16 protein-coding genes and 2 pseudogenes are annotated in these 20275 nt (G+C 71.4%); 15 read left to right on the forward strand and 3 right to left on the reverse strand.

What is annotated here, in order from left to right:
* Positions 1-21: 21 nt before the first annotated feature.
* Together arc and A6Q81_RS08975 are read left to right on the forward strand one after the other, a co-directional pair.
* On the forward strand, positions 22-1734 hold the full coding sequence (arc, locus tag A6Q81_RS08970; protein ID WP_253025356.1) for a proteasome ATPase: 1713 nt from the start codon (positions 22-24) through the stop codon (positions 1732-1734).
* A gap of 95 nt (positions 1735-1829) precedes the next feature.
* Complete coding sequence (locus A6Q81_RS08975) at positions 1830-2258, forward strand: GNAT family N-acetyltransferase (RefSeq protein WP_286690243.1); 429 nt, start codon at positions 1830-1832, stop codon at positions 2256-2258.
* Positions 2259-2293: 35 nt separating this feature from the next.
* On the opposite strand, the gene A6Q81_RS08980 is transcribed toward A6Q81_RS08975, so the two are convergent.
* On the reverse strand, positions 2294-3469 hold the full coding sequence (locus A6Q81_RS08980) for a glycosyltransferase family 4 protein (protein ID WP_286690244.1): 1176 nt from the start codon (positions 3467-3469) through the stop codon (positions 2294-2296).
* A gap of 140 nt (positions 3470-3609) precedes the next feature.
* On the opposite strand from A6Q81_RS08980, the gene dop reads away from it, so the two are divergent.
* From dop to A6Q81_RS09005, 5 genes and pseudogenes are all read left to right on the forward strand, one after another.
* A complete protein-coding gene (gene dop / locus A6Q81_RS08985) occupies positions 3610-5112 on the forward strand; it encodes a depupylase/deamidase Dop (protein ID WP_286690245.1) in 1503 nt (500 codons plus the stop codon).
* Positions 5113-5704: 592 nt separating this feature from the next.
* On the forward strand, positions 5705-5905 hold the full coding sequence (locus A6Q81_RS08990) for a ubiquitin-like protein Pup (protein WP_067857466.1): 201 nt from the start codon (positions 5705-5707) through the stop codon (positions 5903-5905).
* 11 nt (positions 5906-5916) lie between these two features.
* Positions 5917-6732, forward strand: a complete 816-nt coding sequence (prcB, locus tag A6Q81_RS08995; RefSeq protein ID WP_067861533.1) for a proteasome subunit beta — start codon at positions 5917-5919, stop codon at positions 6730-6732.
* Positions 6733-6743: 11 nt separating this feature from the next.
* Positions 6744-7316 (forward strand): annotated as a pseudogene (gene prcA, locus A6Q81_RS09000) (proteasome subunit alpha); the annotation flags it as partial.
* 84 nt (positions 7317-7400) lie between these two features.
* Complete coding sequence (locus A6Q81_RS09005; RefSeq protein WP_286690246.1) at positions 7401-9020, forward strand: alpha/beta hydrolase; 1620 nt, start codon at positions 7401-7403, stop codon at positions 9018-9020.
* Positions 9021-9050: 30 nt separating this feature from the next.
* Here A6Q81_RS09005 and A6Q81_RS09010 read toward each other — a convergent pair whose 3' ends face one another.
* Positions 9051-10031 (reverse strand): aldo/keto reductase, encoded by a 981-nt coding sequence (locus A6Q81_RS09010; protein WP_067857457.1) that lies wholly within the window; start codon positions 10029-10031, stop codon positions 9051-9053.
* Between the two features lie 77 nt (positions 10032-10108).
* Here A6Q81_RS09010 and pafA point away from each other — a divergent pair, with 77 nt between their 5' ends.
* The 8 genes and pseudogenes from pafA (at position 10109) to A6Q81_RS09050 (ending at position 19131) form a co-directional block, all read left to right on the forward strand.
* Positions 10109-11470, forward strand: coding sequence for a Pup--protein ligase (pafA, locus tag A6Q81_RS09015; RefSeq protein ID WP_067857454.1), 1362 nt, complete (start codon positions 10109-10111; stop codon positions 11468-11470).
* Positions 11471-11785: 315 nt separating this feature from the next.
* A pseudogene (locus A6Q81_RS17220) lies at positions 11786-11980 on the forward strand (FKBP-type peptidyl-prolyl cis-trans isomerase); the annotation flags it as partial.
* A 352-nt stretch (positions 11981-12332) separates the two neighbouring features.
* Positions 12333-13319, forward strand: a complete 987-nt coding sequence (locus A6Q81_RS09025) for a helix-turn-helix transcriptional regulator (protein WP_286690248.1) — start codon at positions 12333-12335, stop codon at positions 13317-13319.
* Positions 13316-14281, forward strand: coding sequence for a helix-turn-helix transcriptional regulator (locus A6Q81_RS09030; protein ID WP_067857447.1), 966 nt, complete (start codon positions 13316-13318; stop codon positions 14279-14281). The genes A6Q81_RS09025 and A6Q81_RS09030 overlap by 4 nt, the downstream gene beginning before the upstream one ends.
* A gap of 25 nt (positions 14282-14306) precedes the next feature.
* Complete coding sequence (tatA, locus tag A6Q81_RS09035; RefSeq protein WP_083516367.1) at positions 14307-14570, forward strand: twin-arginine translocase TatA/TatE family subunit; 264 nt, start codon at positions 14307-14309, stop codon at positions 14568-14570.
* A gap of 3 nt (positions 14571-14573) precedes the next feature.
* Complete coding sequence (tatC, locus tag A6Q81_RS09040) at positions 14574-15431, forward strand: twin-arginine translocase subunit TatC (RefSeq protein WP_236749699.1); 858 nt, start codon at positions 14574-14576, stop codon at positions 15429-15431.
* 33 nt (positions 15432-15464) lie between these two features.
* Complete coding sequence (locus A6Q81_RS09045; RefSeq protein WP_286690249.1) at positions 15465-16334, forward strand: YegS/Rv2252/BmrU family lipid kinase; 870 nt, start codon at positions 15465-15467, stop codon at positions 16332-16334.
* Between the two features lie 19 nt (positions 16335-16353).
* Positions 16354-19131: a DEAD/DEAH box helicase gene (locus tag A6Q81_RS09050; protein WP_286690250.1), complete on the forward strand. Its 2778-nt coding sequence runs from the start codon at positions 16354-16356 to the stop codon at positions 19129-19131.
* On the opposite strand, the gene A6Q81_RS09055 is transcribed toward A6Q81_RS09050, so the two are convergent.
* Positions 19121-20083, reverse strand: coding sequence for a 5'-3' exonuclease (locus tag A6Q81_RS09055; RefSeq protein ID WP_286690251.1), 963 nt, complete (start codon positions 20081-20083; stop codon positions 19121-19123). The two genes, A6Q81_RS09050 and A6Q81_RS09055, sit on opposite strands and share 11 nt — an antisense overlap.
* Between the last annotated feature and the right edge of the window lie 192 nt (positions 20084-20275).

A 20275-nucleotide genomic window follows, 5' to 3' on the forward strand; every position in this document is an offset into this window, starting at 1 on the left:
GACGAGCAGGAGGTGGCGATCGTGAACGAGAACCCCCGTGGCGCCGACCACGAGCTGGCATATCTGCGCGCCGAGGTCGAGCACCTCAGGCGACGCCTGGGCTCGGAGGGGTCACTCGACTCCCGGCTCTCCGACCTCGAGGCCCGACTGGCCTCCACGACGTCGCAGAACGAGCGGCTGAGCTCCACGCTGCGCGACGCGCGTGACCAGATCGTCGCCCTCAAGGAGGAGGTCGACCGTCTGGCGCAGCCGCCGACGGGCTTCGGCACCTTCCTGCAGCGCAACGACGACGACACGGTCGACGTGTTCACCGGCGGCCGCAAGCTGCGGGTCACGGTCAGCCCGGCGGTCGACCGCGACGAGCTGCGCCGCGGCCAGGAGGTCATCCTCAACGAGGCGATGAACGTCGTGGCCGCGCTGGAGTTCGAGACCACCGGCGAGGTGGTGATGCTCAAGGAGCTCCTGGCCGACGGCGAGCGTGCCCTGGTGCTGGGCAACACCGACGACGAGAAGGTCGTGAAGCTGGCCGACTCCTTGGTCGGGCTCAAGCTGCGCGCCGGCGACTCGTTGCTGCTCGACAGCCGCGCCGGCTGGGTCTACGAGCGCATCCCGAAGAGCGAGGTCGAGGAGCTCGTCCTGGAGGAGGTGCCCGACGTCGACTACGAGTCGATCGGTGGCCTGCGCGGACAGATCGACTCCATCAAGGACGCCGTCGAGCTGCCCTACCTGCACCCCGACGTGTTCGTCGAGCACGAGCTCAAGCCGCCGAAGGGCGTGCTGCTCTACGGTCCGCCCGGCTGCGGCAAGACGATGATCGCCAAGGCGGTCGCGGCGAGCCTGGCCAAGAAGGTCTCCGAGCGCACCGGTGAGGAGGGGCGCTCGTACTTCCTCAACATCAAGGGCCCCGAGCTGCTCAACAAGTACGTCGGCGAGACCGAGCGGCACATCCGTCTCGTGTTCCAGCGGGCGCGTGAGAAGGCCAGCGAGGGCACGCCGGTCATCGTGTTCTTCGACGAGATGGACTCCCTGTTCCGCACCCGCGGGTCGGGCGTGTCCTCCGACGTGGAGAACACGATCGTGCCGCAGCTCCTGAGCGAGATCGACGGTGTGGAGGGCCTCGAGAACGTCCTCGTCATCGGTGCCTCCAACCGTGAGGACATGATCGACCCGGCCATCCTGCGTCCCGGGCGCCTCGACGTGAAGATCAAGATCGAGCGCCCCGACGCGGAGTCGGCGCGCGACATCTTCAGCAAGTACCTGACGCCGACGCTGCCGTTGCACCCCGACGACCTCGCCGAGTGGGGCGGCGACCGCGTCGCGACGACGCAGGGCATGATCCAGCGCACCGTCGAGGCGATGTACACCGAGTCCGAGGACAACCAGTTCCTCGAGGTCACGTACGCCAACGGCGACAAGGAGGTCCTGTACTTCAAGGACTTCAACTCCGGCGCGATGATCCAGAACATCGTCGACCGCGCCAAGAAGATGGCGATCAAGGACCTCCTGGAGACCGGGCAGAAGGGTCTGCGGGTCCAGCACATGCTGCAGGCGTGCCTCGACGAGTTCAAGGAGAACGAGGACCTCCCGAACACGACCAACCCGGACGACTGGGCCCGCATCTCGGGCAAGAAGGGTGAGCGGATCGTCTTCATCCGCACGCTCATCACCGGCAAGGGCGGCAACGAGCCCGGACGGTCGATCGACACGGTCGCGAACACGGGGCAGTACCTCTGAGCGGCGACCTCAGCGCGAGCGCGTCGGGTGCGGCCGTCCCCTCGGGGCGGCCGCTCCTGCGTGTCGCGCGGTACGACGACCCCGAGGTGGTCGCCATGACCGCGGAGGTGCAGGCCGAGTACGGCCGTCGCTACGGGGGAGAGGGCGACGTCTCGCCGATCGATGCGGAGCAGTTCGTGCCGCCGGCCGGCCTGTTCCTCGTGCTCGAGGTCGACGGCCGGGCTGCGGCGATGGGCGGCTGGCGTCGCGGCGGGCCGCAGGGCGCGTCCGACGCCGAGATCAAGCGGATGTTCGTCCGCGAGACGCACCGTCGGCGCGGACTCGCGCGGATCGTGCTCGCGGAGCTCGAGCGCACCGCCGCGCAGGCCGGTGTCCGACGCCTCGTGCTGGAGACGGGCGACCAGCAGCCCGAGGCCATCGCCCTCTACACCTCCAGCGGCTACGCCGACGAGCCTGCGTTCGGGTTCTACGCCGGCTACGACGACAGCGTGCACCTCGCGAAGAGCATCGCCGGGGAGGAGTGAGCAGGGCCCGCGTCCCCGCACAGCCACCCGGTGGCTCAGCCCTTGACCATGCGGCGCGTGGTCCAGTGCAGGAGCCCGATGTCCTGGGGGCCGACGCCCGCGTGCCGCTCGATCGCCGTGGCGTAGTGACCGACGAGCTGGGAGCACACGGCCTGCCAGCCCCGTCCGTCGACGGCCCGGCGCGCGGCACGGCCGAACGCCGCGCGCTTGGACTCGTCGCCGGTCAGGTCGCGCACGAAGCCGGCCATCGCGGCCAGGTCCCCCGCGGGGTACAGCCAGCCCGTGCGGCTGTGGTCGACGAGATCGACGGGTCCGCCCACCCCGGCCGCCACGACGGGCACGCCGCTCGCGAGCCCCTCCTGGACGACCTGGCAGAACGTCTCCGTCTCGCTCGTGCTCACCAGGACGTCGAGGCTCGCCATCGCGGTCGCGAGCTCGGTGCCGTGCAGCATCCCGGTGAAGTGGGCACCGGGCAGCAGCCGCTCGAGCCGCCCCCGCTCCGGTCCGTCGCCCACGACGACGAGGCGGGTGCCGGGCACGCCGGCGAGGGCCGCGAGGTCCTGCACCTGCTTCTCCGGCGCGAGTCGGCCGACGTACCCGACGAGCCGCTCGCCGTCCGGCGCGACGGTGCGGCGCCAGGCGTCGTCACGGCGGGCGGGGGAGAAGCGCTCCGTGTCGACACCGCGGCGCCACAGCACCAGGCGCTCGACGCCCTGCGCCTGGAGGGTGTCCAGGGTGGCGGTGGACGGGACGAGATTGAGGTCGGCGCGGCCGTGCACGTCGCGCACCCGCTTCCACAGCAGATTCTCGACGCCGCGGATGCCGTAGCGACCCGCGTACGTCGGCACGTCGGTCTGGTAGACGGCCACCACCGGGATGTCGAGGGCGTTGGCCGCCAGTGCGGCGCGCCAGCCCAGCGCGAACGGCGACGCCAGGTGCACGACGTCGGGGTCGAAGTCGCGCAGGATCGCGGTGACGGGGGAGACCCGACCGGTCGCGACCCTGACGTCGGGGTAGCCGGGGAACGCCCAGGCTGGCAGGGTCACGACGCGCGCGCCGGCGACCTCGTGCGGCACCTCCGTCGCCGCGTCCGGCACGACGACGAGCACCTCGTCACCTCGCGACGCGAGGTGGTCGAGGACCCTCAGCACCGAGTGCACGACACCGTTGGTCTGGGGGAGGAAGGACTCTGCGACGATCACGATCCTCATGCGTCGAGCGTCGTGGCGGCCGACGTCGGCCGGGCCACGCCCAGGTGACCTCGGGGCGAAGTCGGCGTGACGCTCCGGCACCCGTCCCGTCAGGACGCGGGCGGCCGACGTCGCGAGGACGACACCCCTACGCTGGGCCCATGACGGTGCGTCGGGTCCAGGGCAGCGAGGTCGAGTACGGGATCGCGGTGCAGGGGCAGCCCAGCGCGAACCCCATGGTGGCGTCGACGCACGTGGTGAACAGCTACGCCGCCGCGCACGGCCTGACGCGCCGAGCCCGCTGGGACTTCGAGGAGGAGAGCCCGCTGCGCGACGCGCGCGGCTTCGACCTCAGCCGCGACCGCGCCGACCCGACGCAGCTCACCGACGAGGACCTCGGGCTCGCCAACATCATCCTCACCAACGGCGCCCGGCTCTACGTCGACCACGCGCACCCCGAGTACTCCTCGCCGGAGGTCACCTCGCCGCGCGACGTCGTCGTCTGGGAGAAGGCCGGCGAGCACGTGATGCGTCGTGGTGCCGAGCTCGCCGCGCAGGTGCCGGGTGCGGGCTCGATCGTGCTCTACAAGAACAACATCGACAACAAGGGCGCGTCGTACGGGTCGCACGAGAACTACCTCGTCGACCGGGCCGTCCCCTTCGACGCGATCGTCGCGCAGCTGACGCCGTTCTTCGTCTCCCGCCCCGTCGTCTGCGGCGCTGGCCGGGTCGGGCAGGAGCAGGACGGCAGCGTCCACGCCTTCCAGCTCTCGCAGCGCGCCGACTACATGGAGGTCGGCGTCGGGCTCGAGACCACGCTGAAGCGGCCGATCGTCAACACCCGCGACGAGCCGCACGCCGACCCGAAGAAGTACCGGCGGCTGCACGTCATCGTCGGCGACGCCAACCTCGCCGAGACGTCCATCTACCTCAAGCACGGGACGACGTCGCTGGTGCTGGCGATGCTCGAGGCCGGCTTCCTGTCACCTGCGCCGGCCCTCGCGCAGCCGGTCGTCGCCCTGCACGCCATCTCGCACGACCCGACCCTCACCGCGCTCGTCGAGCTGCAGGACGGCAGCACGATGACGGGCCTGGACCTGCAGTGGCACTACCTCGAGCAGGCACGCGCCTTCGTCGCCCGCGAGGGGTCCGACGAGCAGACCGACGACGTCCTCGCCCGGTGGGAGAGCGTGCTGACCCGCCTCGGCCGCGACCCGATGGAGTGCGTGCGCGAGCTCGACTGGGTCGCGAAGCTGTCGCTGCTCGAGTCCTACCGCGACCGCGACGGGCTCGACTGGGACCACGCGAAGCTGCACCTCGTCGACCTGCAGTACCACGACGTGCGACCCGAGCGCGGCATCTACCACCGTCTCGTCCACTCCGGCCGCCTCGAGCGGATCGTCGACGACGCGGAGGTCGTCCGCGCGATCGAGGAGCCCCCGCACGACACGCGCGCCTACTTCCGCGGCCGCTGCCTCAGCACCTTCGCCTCCGAGGTCGCCGCCGCCTCCTGGGACTCCGTCATCCTCGACCTGCCCGGCTACGAGTCGCTGCAGCGCATCCCCACCATGGAGCCGCTGCGCGGGACCGCCGAGCACGTCGGCGCGCTGTTCGAGGACAGCGCTGACGCGACCGCCTTCTTCCGCACCATCACGGGGCGCTGACCTCTCTTCTCGTCGACGCGCTGGTGCGCTGCCTGCGGGGGTCTTGTCTCGCTGCTGCGCTGCCGCAGGGGGGTCTGACCTTGCTGGTGCGCTGCTTCGGCCTTCGCTGGGTCTGGCCTCCGCAAGGGCCTCGACCGGGCGGCTGGCGACGGCGCTGGTCCGGGGTCTCGGGCTGCAGGTTGGGCACGGGGTTGACGCAAGACTCTGCGTTCGCTCGTCGGGGTCCAAGGATTCTGCATTTGTCACGGGATCCCGTCGCGAACGCAGAGACATCTGCGCCGGCAGCCCGCTATCGGTGGATCTTCAACCGCAGAACGGCTCCTGCGGTTGCAGATCCACCGATAGGACGCGCGAACGCCGATCGGTGGGTCAAGAACGCAGGAACGAAGAATCTTGCGTCGAGGGCGGGCCTAGGCCAGACCCCGAGACCCGGAACCGCGTCCAGGCCCGCTGCCGGTCGAGGCCCTTTCGGAGGCCACCGCCAGCGCCAGCCGGGGCAGCGCACCGGCAAGGCCCACGCCCCGCGCACGACGCACCCGCACCACGCGGAAACCCGAGCGGCGCGTGGGCCTCAGGGGGCTAGGGTGAACCCATGGCCGAGCAGCAGCACAGGACGCCCCGCAGGTCCGACGACGAGCAGGCGGAGACCGCCGAGACCACCGCGCCCCAGGACACCGAGCGCAAGGAGAAGCTCGACGACGACGTCGACGCGATCCTGGGCGACATCGACGACGTCCTCGAGGAGAACGCCGAGGAGTTCGTCCGCAGCTTCGTGCAGAAGGGCGGCCAGTGAACGGCCCAGCGATGCTGCCCGACGGGTACCGCTCGGTGGGCGGGTCGTCGTTCGCCGACCTGCTCGCCTCGCAGGCGCCGGAGATGATGCCGGGCGCGGCCGGGGCCGCCACCGGTGAGCTCGCCGGCGTCGCGCACGGCACCACCATCGTGGCCGCCACGTTCGCCGACGGAGTCGTCATGGCCGGCGACCGCCGGGCGACGATGGGCAACGTCATCGCGCAGCGCGACATCCAGAAGGTCTTCCCGACCGATGAGTACTCGTGCGTCGGCATCGCCGGCACGGCCGGCATCGCGATCGAGATGACCCGGCTCTTCCAGGTCGAGCTCGAGCACTACGAGAAGATCGAGGGTGCGACGCTGTCGACCGACGGCAAGGCCAACCGGCTCGCCACCCTCATCCGCGGCAACCTCGGCATGGCCATGCAGGGCCTCGCCGTCGTGCCGCTGTTCGCCGCCTACGACCTCGACCAGCAGTGCGGGCGCATCTTCGCCTTCGACGTCACCGGCAACAAGAACGAGGAGCGCACGTTCCACTCCGTCGGCTCCGGCTCGACGTTCGCGCGCGGCTCGCTCAAGAAGCTGTACGCCGAGGGCATGGACGAGCGCTCGGCGGTCACCGCCGTCATCCAGGCGCTCTACGACGCGGCCGACGACGACACCGCCACCGGCGGCCCGGACCTCACGCGGCGCATCTTCCCGCTGGTCAGCGTCATCACCGCCGACGGCTACCGGGCGTGGGACGAGGCGCAGACCGCCGCCGTCGCCGACGCCGTGATCGGCGGCCGCATGACCCGTCCCGACGGGCCCTCGGCCCCCCTCACCTGAGGAGACCCCGCATGACCGCACCGTTCTACGTCTCGCCCGAGCAGCTCATGAAGGACCGGGCCGACTTCGCGCGCAAGGGCATCGCCCGTGGCCGCAGCGTCGTCGTGGTCCAGTACGCCGACGGCATCCTGCTCGTCGCGGAGAACCCCTCGCAGGCGCTGCACAAGATCAGCGAGATCTACGACCGCATCGGCTTCGCGGCGGTCGGTCGCTACAACGAGTTCGAGAACCTGCGCATCGCGGGCGTCCGGCTCGCCGACATGCGCGGCTACGCCTACGACCGGCGCGACGTCACCGGTCGCGGGCTGGCCAACGCGTACGCGCAGACGCTCGGCACGATCTTCTCCTCCGGCGGCGAGAAGCCGTACGAGGTGGAGATCTTCGTGGCCGAGGTGGGCGACGACGCCGCCCACGACCAGGTGTACCGCCTCACCTACGACGGCTCGGTCGCCGACGTCCGTGGCCACGGCGTGATGGGCGGACAGAGCGAGCAGGTCGACGCGCACCTCACCGAGCACTACACCGAGGGTCTCGGGCTGGAGGAGGCGCTGCGGCTCGCGGCCGCCGCGCTCGGCCAGGACGACGACTCGGCCTCGCGGCCGATGCGCGGGACGACCCCCCACGCCTAGCGTCGGTGACGTCACGTCATCGATCCTTCGGGGGGAACCATGCGACGACTCCTGTCGTCCGTCACGGTGGCCGTACTGGCCGCCGGGCTGCTGACCGCGACCACCACCACGGTCCAGGCACGCGCCTTCGACGAGCAGCAACGCCTCGATCGCATCGCCACGCCCACCATCGACTGGCAGGCGTGCGACGAAGGTGCGCCCGCTGGCTTCGAGTGCGCGAGCGTGCAGGTGCCGACCGACTACGACCGCCCCCGTGGCGCCACGACGACCGTTGCGCTCACCCGTCTTCCGGCGAGCCGGCCGTCGTCGCGCAAGGGGAGCCTCTTCCTCAACTTCGGAGGCCCCGGCGGTGAGGGGGTCTCGACCCTGCAGCAGGTCTTCGACGTCCTCGTCACCCCCGAGGTGCGCGAGCACTACGACCTCGTCGGGTTCGACCCGCGCGGGGTCGGCCTCTCCGATCCCGCGCGCTGCTTCGACGACGCGGACGCGGAGGCGGCCGCGCTCGAGGGCCTTCCGGCCTTCCCGGTCACGCGGTCCGAGGAGCGCGCCTTCGTGCGCCAGACGGCACGGATCTCGCGCGCCTGCCGTGCGGAGGCCGGTGACGTCATCCGTCACGCGTCGACCGCGAACGTGGCCCGTGACCTCGAGCTGTTGCGGCGCGCCGTCGGCGACGACACCCTCGCCTACCAGGGCTACTCCTACGGCACCTACCTCGGCGCGACGTACGCTCGGTTGTTCCCCGACCGGGTCGGCTCGATGGTGCTCGACGGCACGGTCGACGTCGAGGCCTACTCCGGCGCGAACCGCGACCCGCGCTCCGTCGGCGCTCGCCTCGCGCAAGGTCCGGCGGCGGAGGAGGTGTTCGACGAGTTCCTGGAGCATTGCCGCCTCGCCGGGGAGCGTTGCTCGTTGAACGCGCTGGGTGATCCCGCAGAGGTCGTCGACGAGGTGCTCGAGCGGCTACGGACGCGACCCGTGACGATCGACGTCCAGGGCACGCCGGTCGAGTTCACCTACCCGCTGGCCATCTCCTCGATCTTCCTCCAGCTCTACTCGCCGAGCGCGTTCTCTGGCCTCTCGGACTTCCTGGTGCTGCTCGCGGAGGGCGGTGGCGAGGCGCCGACGACCCTGCAGCGTCAGCTGGCCCCCACGCAGGAGCGGTACACCTCACTCGGCAGCTCGCTCGCCCAGCTCTGCGTCGACTCCCGCTCGGTTCTCCCGCCCGCCGCGTACCCCGCGCTCGCCGACCGCGAGGACCGGGTCGCGCCTCGGTTCGGACGCTTCCGCAGCTGGGTCGGTGTCCAGTGCCCGCAGATCGGCCTGCGCGATCGCGACGCCTTCACCGGACCGTGGACGCAGACGACCGACGCCACCGTGCTCGTGATCGGTACGCGCTTCGACCCGGCGACCCCGTACGCGAACACCCGGCCGTTCGCCGAGAAGTTCGACGACGCTCGCGTGCTGACGGTCGAGGGCTACGGCCACACGACCCTCGCGGTGAGCACGTGCGCCGACGCTGCGATCGCCCGGTACCTCGTCGACGGGGAGGCGCCACGCGATCGCTCGACCTGCGAGCAGGACCGTGCGCCGTTCACCGACGAGCCGACCACTCGACGGGCACCCGCACCGGTGCTGCCGGCGCCGCTGCCCGGGCTCTGAGCCGACCAGACCGTCCACCCCCGCTGGTGCTCACCAGCGGGGGTGGACCGCCTCGCGCAGGTGCTCGTCGTAGATCCGCTGCACGCCCTCCAGCACGGAGGCGTCGAGGGTGACGTCGGCGGCCGACGCGTTGCCCCGTGCCTGCTCGGGGTTCCGGGCGCCGGGGATGACGGTGCTCACGCCGTCCTGCGCGACGACCCAGGCGAGGGCGGCCTGCGCCGGGGTCACGTCGTCGGGCAGCAGCGCGGCGAACTCCTGCGCGGCCTGCACGCCGACCTCGAAGTCGACGCCGGAGAACGTCTCGCCCACGTCGAACGCCTCGCCGTGGCGGTTGTAGGTCCGGTGGTCGTCGGACGCGAACGTCGTGTCGCGCGTGTAGCGGCCGCTCAGCAGACCGCTCGCGAGCGGGACGCGCGCGATGATGCCGACGCCGGCCTCGCGGGCAGCGGGGAGCACCGCGTCGAGCGGCTTGAGCCGGAACGCGTTGAGGATGATCTGGATCGACGCGACGTTCGGGCGGGCGATCGCCGCGAGGGCCTGGTCGCACGTCTCGACGCTGACGCCGTACGCGGCGAGCACGCCCTCGTCGACCAGCGTGTCGAGCGCGTCGTAGACCTCGTCGTCCTCGACGACGGCCGTCGGGGGGCAGTGCAGCTGCACGAGGTCGAGCGTGTCGACGTCGAGGTTGCGGCGGGAGCGCTCCGTCCACGCCCGGAAGTTCTCGATCACGTAGTTCTCCGGCACCTGGTCCAGGCGGCGGCCCATCTTCGTGGCCACCGTGAGATCCAGGTCGGGGTGCGCGCGCCGGAACGCGGCGATCGCCTGCTCGCTGCGACCGTCGCCGTACACGTCGGCGGTGTCGAGGAAGGTCACGCCGGACTCCACGGCCGCCTCCAGGACGGCGGCGGCGTCATCGCTGCTCACGTCGCCCCAGTCCGCTCCGAGCTGCCACGTGCCGAGACCGACGACCGACACGTCGCGGCCGGTCCTTCCGAGAGTCCTGTGCTCCATGGCGACGACCCTACGGCTGCCTCGCGTCCGCGGCGCTTCGAACCCCATCGGCTGGTACTCAGGACTACGCTGACGACATGGACCGGCGGATCTTCGGGATCGAGAACGAGTACGGCGTCACCTGCTCGTTCAAGGGACAGCGCCGTCTGTCGCCCGACGAGGTCGCGCGCTACCTCTTCCGACGGGTCGTGTCGTGGGGACGCAGCAGCAACGTGTTCCTGCGCAACGGCGCGCGGCTGTACCTCGACGTCGGCAGCCACCCCGAGTACGCCACGCCCGAGTGCGACGACCTCGTCGACCTCGTCACCCACGACCGCGCGGGGGAGCGGATCCTCGAGGGCCTGATGATCGACGCCCAGCAGCGCCTCGCCGACGACGGCGTCGACGGCGACATCTACCTGTTCAAGAACAACACCGACTCCGCCGGCAACTCCTACGGGTGCCACGAGAACTACCTGGTCGGTCGAGGCGGGGAGTTCAACCGGATCGCCGACGTGCTGATCCCGTTCCTCGTCTCGCGGCAGATCATCTGCGGCGCGGGCAAGGTGCAGCAGACGCCGCGCGGCACGATCTTCTCGGTCAGCCAGCGTGCGGAGCACATCTGGGAGGGCGTCTCGAGCGCCACGACCCGCTCGCGGCCCATCATCAACACGCGCGACGAGCCGCACGCCGACGCCGAGCGGTTCCGGCGCCTGCACGTCATCGTCGGCGACTCGAACATGAGCGAGACCACGACGCTGCTCAAGGTCGCCACGACCGACCTCGTGCTGCGGATGATCGAGGCCGGCGTGGTCATGCGCGACATGACCCTCGAGAACCCGATCCGCGCGATCCGCGAGATCTCCCACGACATGACCGGGCGTCGCACGGTCCAGCTGGCCAACGGCCGCGAGCTGTCGGCGTTGGAGATCCAGGCCGAGTACTTCGCGAAGGCGGCGGAGTTCGTCGACCGGCACGGTCTGCACACCCCGACGATCGACCGGACGATGGACCTCTGGGAGCGGACGCTCAAGGCCGTGGAGTCCGAGGACCTCACGCTCGTGGAGCGCGAGATCGACTGGGTCATCAAGTTCCGCATGCTCGACCGCTACCGCACCGCGCACGGTCTCAGCTGGGCCGACCCGCGCATCGCGCAGCTCGACCTCGCGTACCACGACATCCGCCGCGACCGCGGCATCTTCTACCTGCTGCAGAACCGGGGCGCCGTCGCCCGGGTGACGAACGACCGCGACGTCTTCGCCGCCAAGTCGGTCCCGCCGCAGACCACGCGCGCGAAGCTGCGCGGCGACTTCATCAAGCGTGCGCAGGAGCGTCGCCGCGACTTCACGGTCGACTGGGTGCACCTCAAGCTCAACGACCAGGCGCAGCGCACCGTGCTCTGCAAGGACCCGTTCCGCGCCGCCGACGACCGGGTCCAGAGACTCATCGACGGCATGTGAGCACGGGCGTCGCCCGACGTCCGCAGCGTGTTCTGGGCGGTCGTTCAGGCTGCTCTTGGTCGGTGCCGATAGCGTGACGGAGGCCATCACCTCGACGAAAGTGATTCCGTGCGTCGCCATCTCGCCCTCGCCCTGACCTCCGTCCTCGCGCTCGTGCTCGCCGGCTGCGGTGCCGGGTCCGACGGACTCGACGACGTGAAGGTCAGCTCGGCCAAGAGCCCGTCCGTCACGGTCCCCGACGACTTCACCGCGTCGGCCACCGAGACGCGTGTCGTCAAGGAGGGCAGCGGCGCCGAGGTGAAGGACGGCGACACCGTGAAGCTGAACTACGTCGCGGTCAACGGGCGCACCGGCAAGCAGTTCGACAACTCCTTCAAGGCCGAGCGCCCGCTCACCACGAAGCTGTCGACCGAGAGCGTGCTGGCGGGCTTCGTCAAGGGACTCACCGGCCAGAAGGTCGGCAGCCGCGTGCTCGTGGCGATCCCGCCGAAGGACGGCTTCAAGGACGGCCAGGCCCAGACGCAGGCCGAGCAGACCCTCGGCGTGAAGAAGGACGACACGATGGTCTTCCTGTTCGACATCGTCGGCAAGGTCGGCACCGAGGCCAAGGGCACGGCCGAGAAGCTGCCGAGCAGCGTGCCGTCGATCGTGCTGAAGGACGGCCAGCCGAGCGGCTTCAAGGACGGCAAGGACGTCACGAAGGACCCGAAGCGCGCCGCGGCGTACGTCGCGATCAAGGGCGACGGCGAGAAGGTCAAGAAGGGCGCGGAGATCACCGCGCAAGCGACATCAAGGCGGGCGACACCCTGGCCTTCGCGATCGACATCCTGGACGCGTCCTGACCGTCTGACATGCTGGGGGCGTGGCCGACCGCAAGACAGAGAGGTTGATGAACCTCATCTTCACCCTCCTCGTCACCCGTCAGTACCTGTCGAAGGACCAGATCCGCCAGGCGATCGCCGACTACCGCGAGTCCAACCAGGTCGCGTTCGAGCGCAAGTTCGAGCGCGACAAGGAAGAGCTGCGCGAGCTGGGCATCGCCGTGGAGACCGGCACCAACGACAAGTACTTCGACGACGAGCCCGGCTACCGCATCCGCCGCGACACCGCAGAGCTGCCCGACCTCGACCTGACCCGCGAGGAGGCTGCGGTGCTGGGCCTCGCCGCGCAGGTGTGGGAGCACGCCGGGCTCGCCTCGAGCTCCACCTCGGCGCTCGTGAAGCTCAAGGCCGCCGGCGTCGACGTCGACACCGACGTGCTCCGCATGGCCGAGCCGAAGCTGTCGGCCCACGAGCCGGCCTTCGAGGTCGCGCTCGACGCGGCGGCCCGCAGCGTCCCCGTGCGCTTCGCCTACCGTCGCCCCGGCGCCGACGAGCCGTCGCAGCGGCACGTCGAGCCGTGGCGGATCCTCTCGTGGCGCGGTCGCTGGTACCTGGTCGGCCACGACGTCGACCGCGACGCACCGCGCATGTTCCGCCTCTCGCGCGTGGTGGGCGACCTCGAGCTCGACGGTGAGCCGGGAGCGTTCCGCCGCCCGCCGGAGGAGGTCGTCTCGGCGGCCGCCACCGCACTCTTCCCCCGCCCGTCCGACCGCGTCGCCCGCTTGAGCGTGGCCGAGCGCCGCGCGAACGCACTGCGACGCACCGCCACGCACGTCGAGACCGGCCCCGACGGCCGCGACGTCCTCGTCGTCCCGTTCTCCACCGGGTGGGACCTCGCGGCCGAGATCGCGTCGTACGGGCCGGACGTCGTCGTGCTCGACCCGCCCGACCTGCGCGACCAGGTCGTCGCCCGGCTGCGCGCGGTGCTGGCGGACACCGGACTGCCGAGCCCGGGGGTGGGCGCGTGACGCGGCCCGCGAACCGCTCCGCGCAGCAGGTCGTGCGGATGCTGGCGCTCGTGCCGTACCTGCAGGGCAACGACGGCGTGCCCGTGCGCGAGGTGGCCCGCGAGTTCGGGGTGACGCCCAAGCAGATCCGCGACGACCTCCGCCTGCTCATGTTCACGGGCGTGGGGGAGTACGCCGGTGAGCTGATCGACGTCGACCTCGCCGCGCTGGAGGTCGACGACGTCATCCACATCCGCGACGCCGAGTTCCTCAGCCGGCCCCTGCGGCTCACGGCCGACGAGGGCGTGGCGCTCGTGGCTGCCCTGCGCACCCTGCGGGCGTCGGCGTCGGGTTCGCAGCTGCCCATCGTCGACGCGGCGCTCGCGAAGCTCGAGACGGCGGTGGCCGCCGAGGGTGCCGTCGAGGCGGTCGACGTGCACGTCGCCGACGTCGACCCTGCCGTGCGCGACACCGTGGCCGCGGCGCTCGCCGACGGGCACCGTCTCGAGATCGACTACGCGACCGACTCCCGCGACGACGTCACGACGCGCCAGGTCGACCCGCAGCGGCTCTTCACGCGCCAGGGCCACACCTACCTCGAGGCGTACTGCCTGCGCGCCGACGACGTGCGCTTCTTCCGCCTCGACCGTGTCGTCCGCGCCGACGACACCGGTCGTCGCGCCCAGCGGCACGACGCGACGTCGCGCGACCTGGGCGACGACCTCTTCGAGGTGGGTGAGCAGACCCCCTCGGCCGTCCTCGACCTCGACCCCGCCGCGCACTGGCTCACCGAGTACTACACCGTCGAGGAGCTGGGCGACGTCGCCGGCCGACGTCGCGTGCGCCTGTACGGTGGCGACGAGGCGTGGCTGCGTCGGCTCGTGCTGCGCAACGGCGGCACCGTGCACGTCGTCGAGCCGGACGCACTGCGCGTACAGGTGCTGGACACCGCCCGTTCAGCACTTGCGGCGTACGATGGATGAGACCGCACCCGACGAAAGAGACACCATGTTCAGGCAGATCGGCCCCACGGAGATCCTTCTCATCCTCGGCGTGGTCCTGCTGCTGTTCGGAGGCCGCAAGCTCCCTGAGCTCGCCCGTGGCTCCGGACGCGCGCTCCGCATCTTCAAGTCCGAGGTCAAGGAGCTCAAGGACGACGAGAAGCCGTCCCACGACCTCGACGGCGAGGTCGTCGACGACTCCGGCGCGCGGACCGAGGCAACCACCCGCTCCGAGCAGCTGCGCCGCGACGGCACGTCCGAGCAGGCGTAAGTCTTGGCGTCGCTGAGCGGCGCGCCGTCCGGGGCCGCGGGCGGCACCATGCCCCTCGTGGAGCACCTGCGGGAGCTCCGCTCCCGACTCACCCGCGCGGTCCTCGCGATCGCCGTGTTCACGATCCTCGGGCTGGTCTTCTACGCCCCGATCCTGAACTTCCTCACGCACCCGTACAACGAGATGCGTCCGCTGCTCGAGCGCGAGGGCATCGACACGCAGCTGATCATCACCGGCGTCGGCGGCGCGTTCCAGTACCAGCTCAAGATCTCGCTGGTGTTCGGGCTGCTCGCGTCGAGCCCGTTCTGGCTGTGGCAGATCTGGGCGTTCGTGCTGCCCGCCCTGCACCGCCACGAGAAGCGCTGGGCGCTGCTGCTCGCCGGTACCGGCGCGCCGCTGTTCATCGGCGGCGCGGCGCTCGCCTACGTGGTGCTGCCGAAGGCCATGGAGATCCTCATCGGGTTCGTGCCCGACGGCTTCGGCTCGCTCGTCACCGGCGCCGAGTACTTCGACTTCATCGTCAAGATGATGCTGGTGTTCGGCGTCGCGGCCGAGATCCCGCTGGTCGTCGTGCTGCTCAACCGGCTCGGACTGGTCTCGGCGAAGCAGCTCGCGTCGGCCCGGCCGTGGACGATCATCGGCATCTTCGTGTTCGCCGCCATTGCCACGCCCACGACGGACCCGCTGACCATGCTGTTCCTCGCGGTGCCGATGACGATCCTCTACCTCATCTCCGAGGTGATCGCGAAGCTCACCGACCGCAAGCGTGGACGCGAGCGGGTCGACGAGACGGCGGACGACGACGCGTCGCCGCTGGACGGGCCGTCCGAGCTCGAGGGTCCGTCGTCGGTCGACGACTGAACGACGGACGGGGGACCCCCTAGGCTGTCCGCCATGCTCGTGACGTTGGTGGTGAACCCGGTCTCCGGCCGCCGCCAGGGCGAGCGGATCGCCGCAGCCGCCGCGGCGCGACTCACCGGCGCGGGGCACCAGGTGGCCCGGATCCACAGCAGCGACGGGGCCCAGGCGCGTGAGGCGGTCGCGCGCGAGGTCGCGGCGGGCACCGAGCTGGTGCTCGTCGTCGGCGGCGACGGGCTGCTGCACGACGTGCTGCCGGCCGTGGCGGAGCGCGACGTCACGGTCGGCCTGCTGCCCGCAGGGACGGGCAACGACACCGCCCGCGCGCTGGGCCTGCCCGTCGGCGACCCGGACGCGGCGCTCGACGTCGTGCTCCGCGGACGCACCCGTGTCGTCGACCTCGCGAGCACCGACCGGGGTCACGTCGTCACCGTGGTGGCGTCGGGGTTCGACTCGAAGGTCAACGAGCGCGCCAACGCCATGAGGTGGCCGCGCGGGAACCAGCGCTACAACCTCGCGATCCTCGCCGAGCTGCGGACGTTCCAGCCGCTGGCGTTCACCCTCGACCTCGACGGCACGCGCCTCGACACCGAGGCGATGCTGGTGGCCGTCGGGAACGGTCCGTCGTTCGGCGGCGGACTGCGCATCGCCGAGGGCGCGGTCATGGACGACGGACTGCTCGACGTGTGCGTCATCCGACCGGTCAGCAAGGCGCGGCTCGTGCGGGTGTTCCCGCAGCTGTACCGCGGCACGCACGTCGACCTGCCGGAGTTCGAGCGGCACCGCGTGCGTCGCGTGCACCTCGCGTGTCCCGACGTCGTCGCGTACGGCGACGGCGAGCGTCTGGGCCCGCTGCCGCTCACCGTGACGGTGCTCGAGCGCGCGTTGCGCGTGCTCGTGCCCTGAGGGTCCGTAGGCTGGGGGCATGACGAGCCCGGCCGAGAAGTTCGCCCAGGCCTCGGCCACGAGACGTCACCCCCACCTCGCGGAGTTCCGCGGGCTGCACGGGTTCACGCTCGACCCCTTCCAGGTACAGGCGTGCCAGGAGGTCGAGGCGGGCCGCGGCGTGCTCGTGGCGGCGCCCACCGGGTCGGGCAAGACGATCGTGGGCGAGTTCGCCGTGCACCTCGCGCTCGCCACCGGGCGCAAGTGCTTCTACACGACGCCCATCAAGGCACTCTCCAACCAGAAGTTCCACGACCTCGTCGAGCGCTACGGCGCCGACCGGGTGGGACTCCTCACCGGCGACAGCACAGTCAACGGCGAGGCGCCCGTCGTCGTCATGACGACCGAGGTGCTGCGCAACATGCTCTACGCGGGCTCGCGCACCCTCGACGGCCTCGGCTACGTGGTCATGGACGAGGTGCACTACCTCGCCGACCGCTTCCGCGGTGCCGTGTGGGAGGAGGTCATCATCGGCCTGCCCGAGTCGGTCAGCGTCGTCTCGCTGTCGGCGACGGTCTCCAACGCCGAGGAGTTCGGTGACTGGCTGAGCGAGGTGCGCGGGTCGACCACGACGATCGTCGAGGAGCGCAGGCCCGTGCCGCTGCACCAGCACGTGCTCGTGGGTCGCAAGATGTTCCCGCTATTCGAGGACGATGCGGCGGAGTCGGCGCCCGGGTCCGGGAACGAGGCCGTGCGCGTCAACCGTCAGCTCGAGAGCATGGCCCGCCAGGACTGGCAGCTCGACCGTGCCCGCAAGGGAGGCGGTCGCGGGCGGCCGCCGAAGGGCCACCGGCGCCCGCAGAGCCGGCACCGCACGCCGAGCCGCGTCGAGGTGGTCGAGAAGCTCGAGGCCGAGGGTCTGCTGCCCGCGATCGTGTTCGTGTTCAGCCGAGCGGGCTGCGCCGCGGCCGTCCAGCAGCTGCTCGACGCCCGCGTCATGCTGACCACCCCCGACGAGCGTCGCGAGATCGAGGACCGCGTCGACGAGGCGTGCGCGCACCTGCCCGACGAGGACCTCCACGTGCTGGGCTTCCACGAGCTGCGCGAGGGACTCGGTCGCGGGGTCGCCGCCCACCACGCCGGCATGCTGCCCGCGTTCAAGGAGGTCGTCGAGCAGCTGTTCAGCGATGGCCTCGTCAAGGTCGTGTTCGCCACCGAGACGCTGGCGCTCGGCATCAACATGCCCGCCCGGTCGGTCGTCATCGAGCGGCTCACCAAGTGGAACGGCGAGGCGCACGTCAACGTGACGCCGGGGGAGTACACCCAGCTCACCGGCCGCGCGGGGCGTCGCGGCATCGACGTGGAGGGTCACGGCGTGGTGCTGTGGCAGCCGCAGCTCGACCCCAAGCAGGTCGCCGGCCTCGCCTCCACGCGGACCTACCCGCTCAACTCCTCCTTCCGCCCGTCGTACAACATGGCGGTCAACCTCGTCGACCAGATGGGGCGTCGGCCCGCGCGCGAGCTGCTGGAGCAGTCGTTCGCGCAGTTCCAGGCTGACCGTGCCGTCGTCGGGTTGGTGCGTCAGATCCGCAAGGCCGACGACGCGCTCGAGGGGTACCGCGAGGCCGCGCAGTGCCACCTCGGCGACTTCCTGGAGTACGCGCGGCTGCGGCGCGAGCTGGGCGAGATCGAGTCGTCGGGGGCACGTCAGCGCAAGGCCGACCGACGTCAGGACGCGGTCGCGTCGATGGCGAGGCTGCGCACGGGCGACGTCATCAACGTGCCCGGTGGCAAGTTCGCGGGACTCGCCGTCGTCCTCGACCCGGGTGTCGTCGGTGCGGCCGAGGCGCCACGGCCGCTCGTGCTCACCGCGAGCCGCCACTCGCGTCGTCTGGGCCCGGTCGACTTCCCGGTGCCCGTCGAGCCGATCACGCGGATGCGGATCCCCAAGTCGTTCAACGCCCGCAACGCGCAGGCCCGCCGCGACCTCGCGTCCTCGCTGCGCAGCCGGGCCGAGGGTCTGCGCTGGCAGACCGACACGCCCTACCGTCCCGACCGGCCCACCGAGCGGGTCACCGACGAGCGCACCGACCCGCGTGTGGCCGAGCTGCGTGCCGCGCTCAAGGCGCACCCCTGCCACGCCTGTCCCGACCGCGAGGCGCACGCCCGGTGGGCCGAGCGGTACACGAAGCTCGAGCGCGACACCGAGCAGCAGCGCCGACGCATCGAGCAGCGCACGAACACCGTCGCCCGTCAGTTCGACCGCGTCTGCGACGTGCTCGACGAGCTCGGCTACCTCGACGGGGACACCGTCACACCGGACGGTCGGCGCCTGCAGCGGCTCTACAGCGAGCTCGACCTGCTGGTCAGCGAGTGTCTGCGGCGCGGGGTGTGGGACGGGCTCGACCCCGCCCAGCTCGCGGCCGTCCTGTCGGGCCTCACCTTCGAGAGCCGCAAGGACGACCCGCCGGCGCCGCGCTTCCCCGACCGCACGACGCTCGACGTCTCCGAGGAGATGGCGTTGCTCTGCACCGACCTGCAGGCGCTCGAGCGCCAGCACCGGGTGAAGTTCCTGAGCACGCCCGACTTCGGGTTCGCGGAGACGGCGGCGGCCTGGGTCGGGGGCGCGTCGCTCGACGACGTCCTGCGGACCACGGGCATGGCGGCCGGCGACTTCGTGCGCGCCATGAAGCAGCTCATCGACCTCGTCGCCCAGGTGGCCGACGCGGCCGGGCCCGGCCCGCTGCGGACCACCGCCCGCCAGAGCCTCGACGGTCTGCGGCGCGGCGTGGTGTCGTACTCCTCGCTCAGCGGCTGAGCGCGGCCGTCAGCCGCTCGACGACACCGCCGAGGCCCCACGTGGTGCCGAACGCCTCGAGCGCGTCACGCTGCTCCGGCGCGAGCGGGGCGAGGGCGCGGACGACCTCGGTGCCGCACACGTCGTCGCGCACCCGCACGACCTGACGCATCACCCCGACGAGCTCCTCGTTCTCGACGAGCGAGGCGCGCACCCGCGGCTTCACGGCCGAGTCGGGGTCGTGCGCCGCCGTGAGGATGCCGTCGAGGTCGCCGTAGGCATCGAGCAGGAGGGCCGCGGTCTTCTCGCCGATCCCCGGGACGCCCGGGATGCCGTCGGACGTGTCGCCCCGCATGGTCGCGAAGTCGGCGTACTGCTGCGGCTCCACGCCGTACTTGGCGCGGATCCAGGCCGCGTCGACCACGTCGGCCGAGGACACCCCACGGGCCGTGTAGAGGACCCTGACGCCGGCGTCGTCGTCGACGAGTTGGAAGAGGTCGCGGTCGCCGGTGACGATGTCGACGGGTCCGTCCCACGCCTGCGCGAGGCTGCCGATGACGTCGTCGGCCTCCGCGCCCTCGCGACCGACGACCGGGACCCCGAGGATGCCGAGCGCCTCGGCGATGAGCGGCACCTGCGGCGTGAGCAGCTCGGGCGACTCCTCGGCCGCGCCGGTGCCGCCCGCGCCGTCGCTGCTCGCCTCGCCCAGGCCGCCCTCGCCGGCCTGCGCGACACGGTGCGTCTTGTACGAGGGCAGCAGGTCGACCCGCCACTGCGGGCGCCAGTCGTCGTCCCAGCACGCCACGACCGCGTCGGGACGATGCTGGTCGACCAGCGTCGAGACGAAGTCGAGCAGACCACGCAGCGCGTTGACGACCGTCCCGTCCGGCGCCTTGAACGAGTCGGGCACGCCGTAGAAGGCGCGGAAGTACAGGCTCGCGGAGTCGAGCAGGAGCAGGCGTCCGGTGGTCACGCGCTCAGCCTAGGCCGTCGTCAGGCTGGCGGATGGGCGCAGAGTCCAGGATCGGCCGAGCGCCTCCGATCAGTCGGCGTCGACGTTCGCGCGTCGAAGACCAGCGTCCCCGCCGTCGCCGCACGGAATTCTCACCGGTGCACGGAAAGCAAGCCGTGCACGCGTCGGTTCCCCGTGCGCGGTGGAGATTCC

Source organism: Aeromicrobium sp. REDSEA-S38_B2 (assembly GCF_001628525.1).
Taxonomy (GTDB): Bacteria; Actinomycetota; Actinomycetes; order Propionibacteriales; family Nocardioidaceae; genus Aeromicrobium; species Aeromicrobium erythreum.

Bases quoted from the DNA above. Each gene is read 5' to 3' on its own strand.
- dop (WP_286690245.1), top strand. From the start codon at position 3,610: ATGACGGTGCGTCGGGTCCAGGGCAGCGAGGTCGAGTACGGGATCGCG.
- A6Q81_RS08980 (WP_286690244.1), bottom strand. From the start codon at position 3,469: ATGAGGATCGTGATCGTCGCAGAGTCCTTCCTCCCCCAGACCAACGGT.
- A6Q81_RS09005 (WP_286690246.1), top strand. From the start codon at position 7,401: ATGCGACGACTCCTGTCGTCCGTCACGGTGGCCGTACTGGCCGCCGGG.
- pafA (WP_067857454.1), top strand. From the start codon at position 10,109: ATGGACCGGCGGATCTTCGGGATCGAGAACGAGTACGGCGTCACCTGC.
- A6Q81_RS08990 (WP_067857466.1), top strand. From the start codon at position 5,705: ATGGCCGAGCAGCAGCACAGGACGCCCCGCAGGTCCGACGACGAGCAG.
- prcB (WP_067861533.1), top strand. From the start codon at position 5,917: ATGCTGCCCGACGGGTACCGCTCGGTGGGCGGGTCGTCGTTCGCCGAC.
- A6Q81_RS09010 (WP_067857457.1), bottom strand. From the start codon at position 10,031: ATGGAGCACAGGACTCTCGGAAGGACCGGCCGCGACGTGTCGGTCGTC.
- A6Q81_RS09045 (WP_286690249.1), top strand. From the start codon at position 15,465: ATGCTCGTGACGTTGGTGGTGAACCCGGTCTCCGGCCGCCGCCAGGGC.
- tatA (WP_083516367.1), top strand. From the start codon at position 14,307: ATGTTCAGGCAGATCGGCCCCACGGAGATCCTTCTCATCCTCGGCGTG.
- A6Q81_RS08975 (WP_286690243.1), top strand. From the start codon at position 1,830: ATGACCGCGGAGGTGCAGGCCGAGTACGGCCGTCGCTACGGGGGAGAG.
- A6Q81_RS09050 (WP_286690250.1), top strand. From the start codon at position 16,354: ATGACGAGCCCGGCCGAGAAGTTCGCCCAGGCCTCGGCCACGAGACGT.